The sequence below is a fragment of the Dysgonomonas sp. 25 genome, assembly GCF_010501075.1.
In the GTDB taxonomy this organism is placed as follows: domain Bacteria; phylum Bacteroidota; class Bacteroidia; order Bacteroidales; family Dysgonomonadaceae; genus Dysgonomonas.
This window is the reverse complement of sequence record NZ_QVMN01000007.1, coordinates 98,683-115,562: the sequence shown is the minus strand read 5'-3', so window position 1 is coordinate 115,562 and position 16,880 is coordinate 98,683. Positions and strand designations below refer to the sequence as shown.

12 protein-coding genes are annotated in these 16,880 nt (G+C 45.3%); 1 reads left to right on the top strand and 11 read right to left on the bottom strand.

What is annotated here, in order from left to right; genetic code table 11:
* Positions 1 to 13: 13 nt before the first annotated feature.
* From D0T66_RS11765 to D0T66_RS11755, 3 genes are all read right to left on the bottom strand, one after another.
* On the bottom strand, positions 14 to 679 hold the full coding sequence (locus D0T66_RS11765; protein WP_163357496.1) for a hypothetical protein: 666 nt from the start codon (positions 677 to 679) through the stop codon (positions 14 to 16).
* A gap of 48 nt (positions 680 to 727) precedes the next feature.
* On the bottom strand, positions 728 to 2,386 hold the full coding sequence (locus D0T66_RS11760; protein WP_163357495.1) for an AMP-binding protein: 1,659 nt from the start codon (positions 2,384 to 2,386) through the stop codon (positions 728 to 730).
* Between the two features lie 168 nt (positions 2,387 to 2,554).
* Positions 2,555 to 3,586, bottom strand: a complete 1,032-nt coding sequence (locus D0T66_RS11755) for a hypothetical protein (RefSeq protein ID WP_163357494.1) — start codon at positions 3,584 to 3,586, stop codon at positions 2,555 to 2,557.
* 595 nt (positions 3,587 to 4,181) lie between these two features.
* Here D0T66_RS11755 and D0T66_RS11750 point away from each other — a divergent pair.
* Positions 4,182 to 4,991: an SDR family oxidoreductase gene (locus tag D0T66_RS11750; RefSeq protein WP_163357493.1), complete on the top strand. Its 810-nt coding sequence runs from the start codon at positions 4,182 to 4,184 to the stop codon at positions 4,989 to 4,991.
* Here D0T66_RS11750 and D0T66_RS11745 read toward each other — a convergent pair.
* The 8 genes from D0T66_RS11745 to cmk form a co-directional block, all read right to left on the bottom strand.
* Positions 4,976 to 6,601, bottom strand: a complete 1,626-nt coding sequence (locus D0T66_RS11745) for an ABC-F family ATP-binding cassette domain-containing protein (protein ID WP_163357492.1) — start codon at positions 6,599 to 6,601, stop codon at positions 4,976 to 4,978. The genes D0T66_RS11750 and D0T66_RS11745 overlap by 16 nt on opposite strands.
* Before the next feature lie 71 nt (positions 6,602 to 6,672).
* Positions 6,673 to 7,467, bottom strand: a complete 795-nt coding sequence (locus D0T66_RS11740; RefSeq protein WP_163357491.1) for a peptidylprolyl isomerase — start codon at positions 7,465 to 7,467, stop codon at positions 6,673 to 6,675.
* A 96-nt stretch (positions 7,468 to 7,563) separates the two neighbouring features.
* Entirely contained in the window at positions 7,564 to 8,709 is a 1,146-nt protein-coding gene (gene galK / locus D0T66_RS11735; RefSeq protein ID WP_163357490.1) for a galactokinase, read from the bottom strand.
* Between the two features lie 153 nt (positions 8,710 to 8,862).
* A complete protein-coding gene (locus D0T66_RS11730; protein WP_163357489.1) occupies positions 8,863 to 11,754 on the bottom strand; it encodes a PD-(D/E)XK nuclease family protein in 2,892 nt (963 codons plus the stop codon).
* A 44-nt stretch (positions 11,755 to 11,798) separates the two neighbouring features.
* On the bottom strand, positions 11,799 to 12,299 hold the full coding sequence (locus D0T66_RS11725; protein ID WP_163357488.1) for a GNAT family N-acetyltransferase: 501 nt from the start codon (positions 12,297 to 12,299) through the stop codon (positions 11,799 to 11,801).
* A 48-nt stretch (positions 12,300 to 12,347) separates the two neighbouring features.
* Entirely contained in the window at positions 12,348 to 14,822 is a 2,475-nt protein-coding gene (locus tag D0T66_RS11720; protein ID WP_163357487.1) for a TonB-dependent receptor domain-containing protein, read from the bottom strand.
* 262 nt (positions 14,823 to 15,084) lie between these two features.
* Positions 15,085 to 15,966 (bottom strand): 4-hydroxy-3-methylbut-2-enyl diphosphate reductase, encoded by an 882-nt coding sequence (locus D0T66_RS11715; RefSeq protein ID WP_163357486.1) that lies wholly within the window; start codon positions 15,964 to 15,966, stop codon positions 15,085 to 15,087.
* Positions 15,967 to 15,979: 13 nt separating this feature from the next.
* Positions 15,980 to 16,675 carry a (d)CMP kinase gene (gene cmk / locus D0T66_RS11710; protein WP_163357485.1) on the bottom strand — a complete coding sequence of 232 codons (696 nt, stop codon included), beginning with the start codon at positions 16,673 to 16,675 and terminating at the stop codon, positions 15,980 to 15,982.
* Between the last annotated feature and the right edge of the window lie 205 nt (positions 16,676 to 16,880).

Here is a 16,880-nt window from a genome sequence, read left to right as displayed (position 1 = left end):
TAATTATTTATAGTTAGTTTCTGTTTTCCAATCCGTTTTCGAGGCGGGTTTCCCTGATGTAATCCGCTTTTTCGTCCATCTTTTCTTTTTGCTCGGCATAGCTCTCTTTTATCTTCGTCAGCTTCTCTGCCTGCACCTCTTCACTTTTCAGCAAAGGTTGCGGAGTCATCCCCATCGGATTGAAAGGGTTTTCCTCCTGATATTTCAGCATGCGATCGATAGTCGCTTTCAGCTGTTCCAGATCGCCATAAGCATAGCCGTTAATCTTTCGCCCGAGCATAGCCTGTATCGTTTCATACAGCTCTATCCGGTATATTCCGCCAATCAGATGCAGGCTGCCTATTCTATCCTCGGTGTAAACACCTGTTTTTACCAATATTTTTTTGCCCTGTGCTTCGGTCAGCGAACCTGCTTTGAGATGCTCCGAGCAACTCGACATGAATCGATAACGGTATTGTGCCACATAGTACCAGAAGACAGCTTCGTCTTGTTTCCCTTCTTCGAATAAGTGATTCGCATAGCAAAACAAAATAGCAGGATCAGACTTTTTCACATCGTTACCATTGATCGTAAATCCCGCTTCTTTCGCGTATTTGATAACTCCTTTATCTTCTTCACTCTGGCTCGAACACGACGCCAATGCAAAGATAGCAGTAAGCGCAATAATTAAATGTTTCATAATAATATTATTTAGGTGTTTGTAAAATTTGTATTCTTGTTATATTTCTTACCGCTGATAAAGGAAACGTTTGATACTCCGTTTCGGTGTTTTCTCGAACTCCTCTTTCTGCAAGCGGAAATTAGCTATCCGGCTGAAATCGGGGAGGCGTTTGTTAACCGATTTTATCTCGGAAGCAAATACCGAATGAATGTTCTTTTCTTTTGTATTCTGCTTTTCCAGATATTCCTTATCGGGATAAATCAGCGCTATCAATTTCCTGTTCTCCTCGATAATCAAAGCCTCGGCAACATAAGGCGAATTATTCAGCAGGTCTTCTATCTCCTCGGGATAGATGTTCTGCCCCGAAGGCCCGAGTATCACCGACTTGCACCGTCCTTTGATAAAGACGAAATTGTCCTTATCCATCGTTACCAAATCGCCCGTATGAAGCCATCCGTCTTCGGTCATAATAGCGTCGGTCTGTTCTTGGTTCTTGAAATATCCGAGCATTGTATTGTCTCCGCGGACGATGAGTTCTCCCTCTACATTCTCCGGATCGGGCGAATCCACTTTCGCCTCCATCCTATCCACTATCTGTCCGCATGATTCGGGCTTGAATTTCTCCCACGAAATAAATGTTATCAGCGGGCCACATTCGGTCATGCCATACCCCACGGTGTAAGGGAATCCTATCTCCGTCAGAAAGCGCCCTACTTCTTTGTTCAAGGCCGCGCCTCCGATTATGACCTGATTCAGATTGGTACCGAACAACGGCAGGAGCTTTTCTTTTATCTTCTTCAACACTCTTTTACGGGTAAAAGACATCGACAATAAGAATTTAGCCGGCTGCTTCTTCAATTCGGGGAATACCTTGCTTTGTACGATTTTTTCGATTATCAACGGAACCGATATAGCTACTATTGGGTTGTATTTGGCAAATGCCTCCAATATCACTTGCGGAGAAGGTATGCGCGGTAGAAAATGGACATGGCATCCCATCGAGAAGCCCATCAATATTTCCACCGTCAGCCCATACATGTGCGCCATCGGGAGCATCGATACAATGCTGTCTCCGGGTTTGATAAACGGCATGCGGTCGAAGGTGAGCTGTATATTCGACCAAAGGCTGCGCGATGGCAGCATAACTCCCTTCGGTGTACTGGTCGTGCCGGATGTATAGTTGAGTACAACCAAATCGTCGGCTTTCTCTTCGTGGAAGTAGACATCATCAGCTGTTAATCCCTGCGGATATTTCTCGTTCAGGATAGTCTTCCATTCCGAGCGGATTTGAATCAGTTCCGCCGAATTAGCTTTTTGGATGGAAAAGTCTTCCATCAAGAGGATTGTTTCGACGGCAGGCATCATCATCGGATCGACTTTCGTCCATACCTGTTCTGCCGCCACCAATATACGCGCTTCGCTATGATTGACTATATTTTGAATATTTTCGCCACTGAAATCGTGCAGGATAGAGGTAGGTATTGCACCGTAAGTCATTGTGGCAAAGAATGTAATTGCCCAATGTGAGGAGTTGCGTCCACAGATTGCCACCCGGTCGCCTTTTTGCAGATTCATCGCATCAAAGAGCATGTGCAACTTTACTATTTCGCGGGCTACATCTTTGTAATAATAGAAGGGTTCGTCATTATAATCAGAAAGTGCAGGCAAGTTCCAATTGTTACGAATACTGTTTCTCAGTAAAGGAATGAATCTTTTATCCTCCATAAATATAACGAGTTATGAATAGCTGCAAAGATAAATAAATTATTGAATATTTAGTTTAATTTAAGTAAGTGTACATATTAAAATATGTTATACGATTCCTTCATATCGGCACAAAAAAGCGGCAAGTAAGTGAGTTTACTTGCAAAATCGGGAAAAGTGGCGCAATAACTATTTGATGTGAAATACAGGCCTGACGTACGGTTTCGTCTCCCATTTACCATTCCATGGGTTAATCTCGCGGATTATCCCCGATTCGACACTGAAATTTTCATTGATTTTCAGCTCGATACCTCCACCATACATGTCCTGCGGATGCAATCCTCTCGGCCCAAAACTGTAATTGGTTCCGCGTAAGGATTTTTTGCCGTAAAGGTTGAATTTAACCCGCTCGTGAACTCTCAAACCGACCATTCCGTTGAAGCCGTAATCATTGAAATGATTGTTATAAAACTCATGGCGGGACGAATACATACCCGGAGCGACATAGAGCCAGTCGGTGACCTGATAGCCGAATTGCAGTTCCGTCCAGTAAACGGGGCGGAAGCCATAAGAGAAAACTCCCGGATCTTCGGGGAAATAATTGCCCATGAGGCTACCCGGGCTCGTGCCATCGCTTCTGCCTGTGCGGTATATCGAATAGTCTCCCGAGAGCGAGAGATTCATGCGGTCGTTGATCTGATAACCTATTTCGCCCGAAAGAACAGCTTCGGAATAGAGCGACGTATTCGCCCCGATGCGGTCTAAAGTTTGCTTGTTGATGGTAAGTCCGGCCGATGCCGTCCACTGGTCGTCGATGAGGCGGCTATAGTTGATGGTTGCCGTTTGCATCCGCCCGCTACCCATATAAGTCCGTTGCATCGAACCACCTGATATATGCCGGCTCCAGCCAATATTGACAGCCCCCGCGTGAGTATAATCGTTTGCCATCGGATGGCGCGTTTCACGGTCTTCCAATTGGGGACCCGCGTAATAGAATAAGGGTGGAAGTTCCAGTTCGATTGTATTGGTATCGTCCGTGAAACAGGTATTATACATAATCTCGCCTTTCGACAGCGATTGTCCTTCGTTGCCGATAGTGCCTTGCATCAGCGGCTTTTCGCCTGTACCTGTCACATGTATGCTATCTTTCGGGGTCTCTTCCTGTGCATAGAGGGAGAATGAGGACAGAGAAAGCAGCAGCAAGAATAAAATCCGTCTCATAAGGCGTAGATTTTTGTTTCTATTACAAATCTATAAAAATAAGCTAATAATGTACTAAAAGAAGTGTTATTTATGTGAAAGAGTTTATCAATGATTAGTTACGAGTTACTCCGCCCTTCGGGCAGTTACAAGTTACAAGAGAAAAAGTAACTCGAAAAAAAATGCCCGAAAGAAGTAGAGATGTGTTGCTTTTTACTGTCATGCCGAAACGTAGTGAGGCATCTCTTTCCGATAGCGTGAGGAAGAAAAAGTAACACTGAGTTTCACAGAGGAATCGCTGAGTGACACTGAGAAAAAGTAACTTGATAAAAAACACTGAAAAAAAGTAGAGATATGTTACTTTTTTGGGAAAGCGTTCTTAAAAAACTTTGTGTTCTTGGTGGTTAAGTAATAAAAAAGTAACTACAATAAAAAATGCACAGGGTATATATACTTTTTGTCTACCTTTTTTGTTTAACATGCTTACAGTGAGTATAATATGAAGTGTACAAAAGTAACACGAGGGTGACAAAAAAGCGACACATTTGTGGCTTTTTGGGGGATTTTTTAATCTTACTTTTTATTCTATCTTTGTGTGAAGCTAATATCGCAATCTATGAAACAAGTCATACTCATCACAGGAGCATCGTCGGGCATTGGAAAGGCTTGCGCCGAATACCTTGCAGCAAAGGGGTATTGCGTCTACGGAACAAGCCGGAAGGCATTGCAATCGGAGATTCCCCATTTCACGTTCCTGCAAATGGATGTGACTTCGCCTGCCTCTATCGATGCGGGTATTCAGCATATTATAGCGGAGCAAGGCAAGATAGACGCAGTGATAAACAATGCGGGCATGGGTATTCTGGGGGCTTTGGAATTGGCCACCGAAGCCGAAATCCGCCAACAGATGGAAACAAATTTTCATGGCGTGGTGAATGTTTGTTCGGCTGTTCTCCCTTATATGCGCCGTCAGCGTTCGGGTAAGATAATCAATATCAGCTCGGTAGGTGGAGTGATGGGATTACCGTTTCAAGGGTTCTACTCGGCATCCAAATTCGCTGTCGAAGGGTATAGCGAGGCGCTTTCGCTCGAACTTCACCGCTTCGGGGTAAAGGTAACACTCATCGAGCCGGGCGACTTCAATACAGGCTTCACGGCGAACAGGATAATATCGGAAGCGACGTTGAACGAAGCCGATTATGCCGAAACGGCCAAAAGGGCATTGGAAATCATCGTAAAGGAGGAAACTAACGGAAGCTCTCCTACCCGGCTGGCTAAGGTGATAGAAAAAGTTATCCGGCGCAAAAATCCGCCGTTCCGTGTGCCGGTGGGAAAATTCGAACAGGTATTGTCTATCTACGTCAAACGATACCTGCCCGCCAAATGGTATGCTGCCATCCTGCGCAGCTATTACAAAGTCAATTGAGCTTCAGCCTTTTTCTTGGCTAAGAATTCTTTGATGCCACCGATATGTTCGGTAACGCGCTTATCGCCAACCTCATAGACTTTAGTCACCAAGCCGTCTAAGAAGTCGCGGTCGTGCGAAACAAGGATAACCGTTCCGTCATAGTCAAGGATAGCCTGCTTCAATATCTCTTTGGTGCGGAGATCGAGGTGGTTGGTCGGCTCATCCAGAATAAGGAAGTTCACGGGTTCGAGCAGTAACTTAATCATTGCCAGACGTGTACGCTCTCCTCCCGATAGTACGCGCACCTTCTTCTCCGAATCGTCGCGGTTGAACATGAAAGCACCTAATATATTGCGTATCTGGGTACGGATATCGCCTTCGGCAACGCGGTCAATCGTCTCGAATACGGTCAAATCCTCATCCAGCAATTGTGCCTGATTCTGAGCAAAATAGCCTATCTGCACATTGTGCCCGAGCATGATATTTCCCTCGTAAGGGGTTTCGCCCATTACGCATTTGACAAAGGTGGATTTACCTTCCCCGTTTCGTCCTGCCAAAGCGACTTTCTCGCCGCGGGAAATCATCAGGTTGGCATTTTCGAATATCAACTGGTCATCATATCGTTTGGTCACACTCTCCACCGTCAGCGGATAGCTTCCCGGGCGAACGCCCTGCTGAAAACGGATACGGATATGCGACTTGTCTTCTTCGTCTATCTCTACACGCTCCATCTTCTCCAACTGGCGCACACGGCTCTGCACCAATACAGCCTTAGCTGCCTGTGCACGGAAGCGTTCGATAAACTCTTCCATCTCCTGTATCTGCTTCTGTTGAGCCTCCCAAGCATGTATCTGCTGCTGGCGGCGCTCCTGACGGAGTTCGAGGTATTTGGTATAATTGACCTTGTAATCGTAGATACGGCCAAGTGTTAATTCGATGGTACGGGTAGTGACTGCATCGATAAAAGCACGGTCGTGCGAGATGAGTACAACCGCTTTCGCCTGCGTCTTGATGAAATCCTCGAGCCAACCGATAGACTCGATGTCGAGGTGGTTAGTCGGCTCATCCAAGAGCAACACATCAGGGTTTTGCAACAACAGTTTAGCCAGTTCGATACGCATGCGCCACCCTCCGCTGAATTCATTGGTAGGGCGATCGAGGTCGCCGCGCTTGAAGCCTAATCCGAGCAATGCTTTTTCGACTTCCCCGTCGAAGTTGACATTCTCGATAGCAGCCAGCCGTTCGTGCGCCTGCGCAAAGTCATCGATCAGTTTGGCATAGTCGTCCGATTCGTAATCGGTGCGGGTTTCGATTTGCTTGTTCATCTCCTCGATGCGCTCCTGCAACTTGAAGATATGATTGAATGCCTGCGAGGCTTCTTCGCGAACGGTGCGTTCGTCCGCCACTTTCATTATCTGGGGCAGATAGCCGATTATCGTTCCGTCGGGACAGGAAATCGTCCCTTTATAATGCGTATTGACACCCGCCAGAATCTTGAGCATGGTCGATTTACCTGCCCCGTTCTTGCCGACGAGTGCAATTTTGTCTTTATCGTTGATGATATAACTGATATTATCGAACAGGATGCGGTCACCCAGTTCTACTTTCAAGCTGTCTACTATTAACATCTTAATCCTTTTGTTTAAACGAAGCGCAAAGGTAATGCAATTCCTCCAATGCGCAAAACAGGAAAGATGTATTAGTCTGCCCGCACGATGCTAAAAGTGACCGGCGTCAGTGGACGGTCTTGTCCAGCGGTTTGAACAGCCTCTATCTTGGCCACCACATCCATGCCTTCGACTACCTCGCCGAATACGGTATATTCGCCATCCAGATGAGGTGTTCCGCCCAACGATGTGTAAGCTTCTTTCTGCTCGTCCGAGTAGAGGGATTCGGCTTTGCGCGATTCTGCCTCGGTCTCCATCTGTTGGATAAGTTTCTCCTGCAAGGCTGCCATGCCTTCCTTGTCTCCTTCGCGGTAAAGGGTTTTGATAGCTTCGGTATTCTCTTTCCGCAAGCGGTTGAATATTTGTTGTTTGAGCTGTTCGTAGCGCTGTTTTTCGATGTCAGCTATCTGGCTCGGTACAAACTTTTTACCTGTAACGATATAGAACTGGCATCCGTCCGACTTTTTCTCGGGGTTTACATTATCTCCCATACGGGCAGCAGCCAGCACGCCACGCTTATGATAGTGTTGCGGGAAACAAAACTCTGCCGGAATAAGCGGTGGTTCTTCTTCGCCGGTCTTGGTTTGGGCTTCGCCGCCCTGAATCATAAAGTCTTCGATTACCCGGTGGAAAATACGGTCTTTGAAAAAGCCTTCGTCTACGAGTTTCAGATACTGGTCGCGATGAAGCGGTGTTTCATCGTACAACTTGACTTTAATGTCGCCCATAGACGTCTTTATCAGCAGATAATTGTTTTTCTCTTGTGAACACATACAGTTGAATGAACAGATTAATATTAGTAAAAGTAGGACATAAATATGTTTCATCTCATTTCTTTTTTGCCAAAGATAGGAAAATATAAGACAAAAGAAAAGAGATTGCACCGGAGTACAACCTCTTTCACGATTAAATAACTATATAATTTAGCTTAACTTGCGTGCTCCGTCTTTGATAACGACATCGTACACTTTAGGCTTAATTTTGAATTTAGCTTCGTAAGCTTCTGTCGCACGTTTCACAAAGCCGTCGTGCAATTCGTTCTTCACCAAGTTGATAGTACAACCGCCGAAGCCTCCACCCATCATACGCGAACCTGTTACGCCACACTCGCGCGCAATGTTATTGAGGAAGTCGAGTTCTTCGCAGCTAACTTCGTATTTGCGGCTAAGCCCGATATGCGTTTCGTACATTTTCTTTCCTACTGTTTCGTAGTCGCCTGCCTTCAACGCATCGCAAGCCTCTGTCATGCGGGCAATCTCTTCGATTACGAACTCGGCGCGCATATAGTCTTCGGCGCTTACCTCGTTGGCTACTTCTTTCAGCATTTCTATGGTAGCATCGCGAAGCAATTCTACTTCAGGATGGTATTTGCGGATATACGACGCTGCATTCTCGCACGATTCGCGACGGCGGTTATATGCCGAAGACGCCAGTTCGTGGGCTACACAGGTATTCAACAACACCAAGCGATAGCCTTGCGGGTTGAACGGCACATATTCGTATTCGAGCGAACGGCAATCGAGGCGGATTAAAGAGCCTTCTTTACCGAAGCATGAAGCAAACTGATCCATGATACCGCATTTCACTCCTACATAGTTGTGCTCGGTAGCCTGACCGATTTTAGCCAGCTCGAAGCGGTCGAATCCTAAGTTGTACATATCGTTGATAGCGAAACCGAAACAGCTTTCTAGGGCTGCCGACGAAGACATACCTGCCCCGAGAGGCACATCGCCTGCAAAAACGGTATCGAAACCTTGTACTTTGGCTCCGCGCTTAATCATTTCGGTGCAAACACCAAAGATGTATTTTGCCCATCCTTTGATTGGAATATCGTCCAGACCGAATTCGTCCATTTCGGACAGGTCCATTGCATAAGCACGGATGCGGTCGGGCGTCCCGTTAGGCTTGATAACACAATACATCGCTTTGTCTATCGCTCCCGGAAGAACGAATCCGCCATTGTAATCGGTATGCTCGCCAATCAGGTTGATACGGCCGGGTGAAGTATAAACGGCTCCTTCGGAACCATAAAGAGAGTTGAATTTTTCTTGTAATTGTTTTACGTCCATGGTACAGTTTTTATTTATTTACGTTCATAAAATTGTTAACTCATTTGTGGCGGTTTTGCCGGTTGATTCAAAGCCTTTTCAAAAAAGGAGTATAAATATAGTCATTTTTAAGGTAAAACGAATATAACATTTTGGTCAAAAAAGGCGACATTTTCACCTTTTACAAATATTAGTAAATAAGCACCACCGGCAGGCTTCACCCGTAGGTGTCTGTCCGAAAGGAATTTGCGGGTCAAATATCTCTTCGAGGCAGTTTTCGAAGTGTTCTTTGAAGTCCTGACGGTACTGATTGAAATCGGTCACATGCACCTTGCTTCCGGTAGCCGGTTGGTAGGTGACATCGGGATTGAATTTATCGTCAAAAAGCTCGCGCAGGTAATAGATGCCCGGCTCCAAGATTTCGTCCGGATGTTCTATCAGGTATAAATGCGCATACATGAAAACCTGCATAACAGCTTTCGGCCTGTTTTTCATCTCTTTATCGAACAAATCGTCCATCGAGCGAAAAACCAATTCGCCCTTTCCCGTTTTGTAATCAATGATTCGGGTATGCCCTTTCACTGCATCCACACGGTCGATGAAACCTTTGAGCATCACCGGTTTGCCGGACGGAAGTAGGTAAGACATATTCATCCTCATCTCCGATTTGGTATATACAAAAGGCGTTTGCTTAGCATCCGTCAGCAAAACCCGCTTCACATATTTGCGCAAAACCTCGCCTGTCAGGTAGTTTTGCCCGGTCAGGCGTTTTACCCGTTCCGTCTTGAAGTAGTTCTCGGCAAAGGATTGTTCGATATATTGCGTCAATTCGGCATCATTCTTCCGCATTTTATGCAACAGGTCGGCTGTCACCATCTTACCCTCCAACGGATTGTATATCAGCTCCATGATGGTATGAAAGAGCGTACCAAACATGCTCGATTCTATCGTTTCGGATATTTCGTCTTCTTCTTCCATCCCCTCCACTACCGAAAAATAGAACTGCAAAGGGCAATTGAGGTAGGTATTGATAGCGCTCGCCGAGAGGCTCCGTTCTCCTCCTTCGAGGAAGGCGGAAAGCTGCTCCATAATATACGGCGTTTTCCTGATAGAGATAGAGAGGCTCTCGGACGCCGATACTTTATAGACGGCCAGCTTTTCGTGTATATCGAAAGAATCGGGATATAAATATTTTATCTGGTTGAAATAGCGGCTTATCTCCCCACTCTGCAAGCCTTCGGTACGGGTATCGTAGAGCAGGTATATGCGTTTGGCGCGATTTATCAGGCGATAGAAGTGATAGGCAAAGATGCTGTCCTGATGCTCGTAGGTCGGCAGCTCGAAGCCCCGACGCAAATTATAGGGTATAAACGAGTTAGCCGCACGTTTCATCGGGAAGATGCCTTCATTCATCGACAGGATTATCAGGTTGTCGAAATCGAGCGACCGCGTTTCCAATACTCCCATTATCTGCAAACCCGACAACGGTTCGCCCGTAAAAGGAATGCTGATGCCTGTTATCAGTTTTTTCAGCAGTTTAAAGTAAGTCTCTACCGTCATTTGAGGTACTCGCGTTGTAAAAGTCTCATCCAGACGGTTTATCGTTTTATAGTATTCGATGATAAATTCGCATTCTATATCCAACGAACGGACGGTCTCGTCATTGGTGTCCTCATCGTTGCGTTTTGTCGAAAGGGCAGTCTGCAAAGCAGCCAGAATATTCCGCAGATAATCGGGGATGGCTTCCCACGATTCCACAGGAACGAATATCAGCCGCAGAAGGGGATGAATGTGTAAGTCTCCGGCAGGAACAATGATTTTATTGAAGCGGATAATACTGTCTTTCAGCGCTTTCACTTCTTCACCGATAAGGGTGGCTATATAGCGATGATTCAGTATTGACATCACCGGGCGGAAGTAAAAGCCAAAACCATCCGCAGCATTTCGCACATTGCGCTGTATCTCAAAGATATACTCCATCAATCCAGCTACGGACGAATTGGACAGGTTATACCCCATCGTCACATTTATTTTGTCTATCTCTTGAGGGATGGAATACAATGTCGGCAGCAACAAATTCTCGTCCGGCAGGATAACGGCTGTGTTCAAAGCCTTATCGGGAGAGGAGATTTGCTGTTCTTCCATCAGCGAGCGGATAATGCTATGCACATATTTGGCTTGCCCCACTGCCGAAGGGATGCCGATGGCTTCGATAACAGGCTTGTCCATCGTCTGCTCTTCGGGCAGTAAAGGAAGTTGCGAGGGGAACAGCATTTTGTTCCTGTCGATAAAGTGCGATGCCCTATTATCTTTGTCGCGTACCAACGGCGAACTATAATCCCAATAGAAGTCGGCAATGCCTTTCTTTTGCAGGTATTTGAGTAGTTCTTCTTCGGATTTGCTATGCCCGTTCAGCCCAATGAAGATAATCCGCTCACTCGGCAAAGGCAGTTCTTCTTTGCGTTTGGCTTTCTCCGCTATCTCGCGGAACATCATCCCTTCGTATGCCAAACCTTTATCTACTAATCGCTTACGCAAGCGTGTGTATAATTCATTCAACACTTCCCACATTTCGAGGAAGTCTTGTTTCTTGTCATTATCCCCTATCGGCAAAAAGTTGTCCCAGAAACGACGGATAGCTTCTACCTGTTCGGGTGACAGGAAATCGAAATCAGCGTCTATCTCCTTGAGGTCGTATATATTGCGGAAAAGCTGCTTGGCATCGACCAGGTATTTGTCTACATCGTCGAAGTCGTTCAGCAGCATATCGCCCCAATAAAGGAACTCGTCGAATGTTTCGGCGGAATTGCTCACCTCTTTGTATATATCATACAACAGGAAAAGCATCTCGATGCGGTCGGCCTTATGGTAGTCGCTCAATTGCTCGAAAAGGTCGGCAATGGTAAATATCTGCGGCGAGAAAAGCGGTTTTCCTGCAATCTCGGCTAAATATTTCTGGAAGAAAATTCCTGCACGCCTGTTGGGAAACACAAAGGCAAAACGGCTGACCGCCTGCCCGTATTTATGGTAATAGACTTGTGCAACATTGCGCAGGAATGGTATCATATCAAATCGTTAGGGTTTGATACAAAGATAGGAATTTATAGGATTCAAAGCTGTTTTTCGAAGATATAATCTTCCATCAGAAAACCGTTGCCGATGTCGATGTCTTCTTCGCCTATTATTTCAAATCCCATGTGTTTGTAGAAACCGAGAGTGGCATTATTACGATTCATATTCAGCAGCACCGATTTATTTCCATGCTTGCGGGCATCTTCGCAAACCTTTTCTATCAGTATCCGCCCGAAACCCAGCCCATGACACGAAGGCAGGACGTACAATTTGTGCAGCTTGGTTTTATGAGCGCCTTGATAATCGTATTCGTACGAAACAAAGCCCTGCCAGCATGCCGAGGCATCCTCCCGGATAAGGTAGAAATGGTGTCCCCGCTTATTTATCTGGTCGTCTATCGCCTGCGGGCTATACATCATATCCAACATGTAATCTATCTGTTCCTGCGACAAAATATGGCCGTATGTATCAGCCCATGCCTGCTCGGCTATGTCGTATATATCGCGCGCATAGCCGGTTGTTCCACTTATTATTTCCATTTAATTTTTCCTTTTTACATCAATGCATTGCAAGAGGTTTGCACGGGCTTATTCGCCGCCGCCCCCCTGTTGGCCACCGCCACCACCGCCGGAAATCATATCATCGTTACTGATGGAGCGTTTAGCTTTCTTTATCTGCGCCTTCATCTCGCCGAAGCGATAGGATATATAAACCCCGAAACGACGGGCACGATTTTCGTTAAACGATTTGTAACGGAAGGTGTCTGCTTCCATTCTATTTTTGTATTTTCTATCTGTTTGGAATATACTTCTCGCCCAGACATTTACATTCAGCTTATCCGACAAAAAGCTTTTGCGCAAGTTAAGCCCGTAATGATAATAATCAGAGCCTTTGGATTGTAAGCCTACATTGGGTGAGAAATAGCCTCCATTAACTCCTATGTTAAAATTCATAGGTAAAGTATATTGGATGTTGGAGTAACCACCGCCGGTGAAGCCGTTATTGGCATCTCCCGAATTGTTGTTGGCTTTGATGTCTACGTATCCTCCCCATAGGTTAGCCATCACTCTCAATTTAGGGATGCCTGTCCAGTTGATATAGGTAGATGCCTGAAAACGTCTGTTTTTACCAATATTGTCATAAGTCGTCGTACTCACCCCGCTTTGTACGGTCGTATATTGCTCGATAGCATTGTTCTCGAAAGAGTATGAGGTATTCAGATTGATATTGATTTTCGGGTTAAAGAACATGTAGTTCAGGTTGAAAGAGTGGTTCTTTACAGCATCCAGATTCGGATTCCCTTTAGTTATATAGTTCGGGTTCGAAGTGTTTTCGTAAGGGTTCAGCTGCCATATTCCCGGACGCCAGATACGCATATTGTAGCCTCCACGCAGCGTTTGGCTCGGTTTCAGCTGATAAGTAATTGTTGCCGAAGGAACTACATTGGTATAATCCGTCTTGAAGTTGCTTGTCGACAACTGCGGGAATTTCACATCCAAATCGGTCGATTCAAAGCGCAGCCCCGTCTTGAATCCCCATTTATCTACCTTGGCGCTATAGCCTGCATAGGCGGCGAAGATATCTGTTTCGTGGCGGAACTTATCATTCATCAGGTTGGGCACATGCACCCAGTCGTTTGTCCCGGTATCCCAGTTGTAGCGGGCACTGTTGCTCTTATTGTTGCGGATAATATACTTCAATCCCGCTTCGAGATTATGCACTTTCCCGAATGGAGTGGTAAAATCTCCCTGAAATGTATGCTCTTTCATATTCGCATCTGTGTACTGATAATTGGAGACAGCATCGGGAGGCAATATGCCCATAGAATTTCCGATGTTCGTACTGGAATGGCTATCGTCGGGGTTGAAGTTGAAGCGGTAAGAGAAGGTCAGTAACTGGTCCTTCTTGGAGAAAGTGCGTTGATAGTCGGCATTGACCGATGTATTGCCATATGTGCCTGTTGATTTCCCACTCTGCCCGAAGTAATATTGTCCTACCATACTTCCATCATACAAAGCCGTTTCTCCATTACTCCGGCTGCTATAGTCACCTCCGTAGCGGTTGAAACCGATTGTTATCAGATTCAGAGTATCGAGTTCTATACTTAATTCGCCCGAACCGTATTGTCCGTCGCCATGATTCTTGCGTTTTGCTGTCTGTCCTAAGAAAGAAGTAGGTACTCCCAGCGAATTAAAAGTTTCGCGCATTGAAGCAAAGCGACCTTCGGGATTATTGTAGTTGTAATAGGAGCCGCTACCCGTGAATCCTATTTTCCCGTATTTGAGCGATAAATATGCACCCGCATTGAAGCTACCCTGATTATCTACACCCGCATTCAGTGTCGCTGTATATCCTCCCAATTTCGATTCCTTATTGGTGATGATATTGATAATCCCTGCAACCCCTTCGGCATCGTATTTTGCTCCGGGGTCGGTTATGACTTCGATATTTTTGATAGAAGATGCAGGCATACTGCGCAAAACATCTTTGGGGTTGCTGGCTATCATGCTCGACGGTTTGCCATCCATATAGATTTTATAACTGGACGAGCCTTTCAGCTGAATATTATCTTCGCCGTCGACGGTCACCAGCGGCACTTTCTTTAACATATCCAGCAGATTGCTTGTCTTGGATTCGGGATCTTCCTGCATGTCGTATGTTATCTTGTCCAGATCCACCTGCACCAGCGGCTTTTGGGCGGTAACGACAACTTCGCCCAACATATCATCGTTATCGGGCATGAGGAGTGTGGCAAAATCTATTGTTTTTTTATCCCCAATCGTCAGATTCTCTACGATATCCTTCTTCCCCATGTATTGTATTTTCATGATGTAGTTTCCGGCTTTATTCAAGACAAAGCTGAATTTGCCATTGTCATCGGTGGCAAATCCTTTCAACATTACATCGGGGGTTTCTTTGGCCGAAATACGTATAGTCGCATATGCAACCGGTTCGCTCGTAAGTGAATCGACAAGTAAGCCTTTTACGGTTACATTGCCCGTTTGGGAGTACATTGCTATTGAGCAAAGCAATAGCAAGAAGAGGAGCAAGTTTCTTTTCATGTTTTTAGCTGATATTAGAGGTTTTAGTTAATCTCGTTCAGGTTAGCCTAATGACAGCCGCAAATCTACGTCTAAAACCATAGACATAGAAGACTATCATAGTTAAATAATGCAAAAAAAGGAGATTTGCCTACTTTTTGACATTCATTAATTACAGGTTAATTATAAAGGTTATCTTGTGCTTTTTCAAGCTAATTGCTCAATTTCATTAGTCGTTTGGTGTGACTCGGCATAATCAAAGCAAGCTTTGTTTCAGCTCTCGCTACTTCAAACGTTCTCTGATTTTTTGTACGTATGCTTCCACTTCTTCCATCTGCCATTTAGGCGTGGATGTGGCTCCGCAAATGCCTATCGACGAATCGTTGTCGATAACTGCAGGATCTATATCCGAAGGCGCCGAGACAAAGTACGAACGCTCGTTATATTTCTTACATTCGGCAAAAAGGACTTTCCCGTTCGAACTCTTTTGCCCTGCGACAAAAAAGACAATATCGTGATTGGTAGCAAATTCCTTAATATTGGGGATACGGTTCGATACCTGACGGCAAATCGTATCGTTATATTCGAATGTCGCATCGCCTATCATGCGGCTCTGGATGATATCTATCATTTCCTGAAAGCCGTCTAACGGTTTTGTCGTCTGCGAAAATAAGCAAATATTTCGAGTATAATCGAGTTTTTCGAGATCTTCTTTCTTTTCCACGACAATAGCATTTCCTGCCGTTTGCCCTATCAGGCCGTTTACTTCGGCATGTCCCTGCTTACCATAAATAACGATTTGGGTGTTATTAGGCAACTCATTCTCGTATTTGTCGTATATCTTTTTCTGCAAACGCAGCACTACGGGACACGAGGCATCGATGATTTCGATATTATTCCGCTTGGCAATTTCGTACGTCGAAGGCGGTTCTCCATGTGCCCGCAACAGGACCTTCACATTGTGCAGCCCGGCAAATTGCTCATGGTTGATCGTTCTCAAGCCTAATTTCTCGAGACGTTCCACTTCCTGATTGTTATGTACAATATCGCCCAAGCAGTAAAGGATTTCTCCTTTGGCCAATTCCTCTTCTGCTTTCTTAATGGCATTCACCACCCCGAAACAAAAGCCCGAGCGCTGATCAATTTCTATTTTCTTATTTGCCATTACTATCCGTATATTACAATGAATCGACTACTTTGTTGTATTGTTCTACCAACCACTGCATTTGCTCGTCGCGCGTCAAGTGCGAATTATCCAGCACCAATGCATCGTCCGCCTGCTTCAAGGGGCTTTCGGCACGGGTTTGATCCAGATGATCGCGCTCTTTCAGGTTTTGCAATACCTCTTCGAATGTTGTTTGTTCATCCCCTTTGCTACGAAGTTCGAGCAAACGGCGTTCGGCACGTATCTTAGGATCGGCGGTGACGAATATCTTTAGTTCAGCATCGGGGAAAACGACCGTCCCGATATCGCGTCCATCCATTACGATTCCTTTTTGCCTGCCCATTTCCTGTTGAAGGGCAACCATCGCATGGCGGACTTCGGGGATGGCGCTCACAATGCTTACCCGCGAAGATACGTCCATATTACGGATTTCCTGCTCTACATTCACCCCGTTCAGATACGTTTCGGGTAAAGCAGTCTCTTCATTCAGCCGAAAAGATATGTTGATATTATCCAGCTGCTTTTTCAAGCCCGCTGCATCTAATACTTTGTCATCGAAAAGGCCGTTTTGCAGGCAATAGTATGTTACAGCCCGGTACATGGCTCCACTATCGATATAAATATACCCTATTTCGTGCGCCAAACCTTTGGCCATTGTGCTTTTTCCGCATGACGAGAAACCGTCGACTGCTATTGTTATCTTCTTCATTCGCTTCTGGTGTATAGCATATTGCATAGAACAAGGCACAAAGATAAGAAAATACTTGTCTAATCCGATGGTGATTTCGGTTAATAGAAGTATTCGTTTATTAACAAACATTGCAAATTAAGCTGCATTTCGTTTGCGTTTTTAGATAAATTGCTTTTCTTTGTATATAGTTTTCATACATTTACAAACACGTACTCGGTATAAC

What these genes read in the sequence shown, in the direction of transcription:
- D0T66_RS11765 (WP_163357496.1), bottom strand. Translation starts at nt 679, where the DNA reads ATGAAACATTTAATTATTGCGCTTACTGCTATCTTTGCATTGGCGTCG.
- D0T66_RS11760 (WP_163357495.1), bottom strand. Translation starts at nt 2,386, where the DNA reads ATGGAGGATAAAAGATTCATTCCTTTACTGAGAAACAGTATTCGTAAC.
- D0T66_RS11755 (WP_163357494.1), bottom strand. Translation starts at nt 3,586, where the DNA reads ATGAGACGGATTTTATTCTTGCTGCTGCTTTCTCTGTCCTCATTCTCC.
- D0T66_RS11750 (WP_163357493.1), top strand. Translation starts at nt 4,182, where the DNA reads ATGAAACAAGTCATACTCATCACAGGAGCATCGTCGGGCATTGGAAAG.
- D0T66_RS11745 (WP_163357492.1), bottom strand. Translation starts at nt 6,601, where the DNA reads ATGTTAATAGTAGACAGCTTGAAAGTAGAACTGGGTGACCGCATCCTG.
- D0T66_RS11740 (WP_163357491.1), bottom strand. Translation starts at nt 7,467, where the DNA reads ATGAAACATATTTATGTCCTACTTTTACTAATATTAATCTGTTCATTC.
- galK (WP_163357490.1), bottom strand. Translation starts at nt 8,709, where the DNA reads ATGGACGTAAAACAATTACAAGAAAAATTCAACTCTCTTTATGGTTCC.
- D0T66_RS11730 (WP_163357489.1), bottom strand. Translation starts at nt 11,754, where the DNA reads ATGATACCATTCCTGCGCAATGTTGCACAAGTCTATTACCATAAATAC.
- D0T66_RS11725 (WP_163357488.1), bottom strand. Translation starts at nt 12,299, where the DNA reads ATGGAAATAATAAGTGGAACAACCGGCTATGCGCGCGATATATACGAC.
- D0T66_RS11720 (WP_163357487.1), bottom strand. Translation starts at nt 14,822, where the DNA reads ATGAAAAGAAACTTGCTCCTCTTCTTGCTATTGCTTTGCTCAATAGCA.
- D0T66_RS11715 (WP_163357486.1), bottom strand. Translation starts at nt 15,966, where the DNA reads ATGGCAAATAAGAAAATAGAAATTGATCAGCGCTCGGGCTTTTGTTTC.
- cmk (WP_163357485.1), bottom strand. Translation starts at nt 16,675, where the DNA reads ATGAAGAAGATAACAATAGCAGTCGACGGTTTCTCGTCATGCGGAAAA.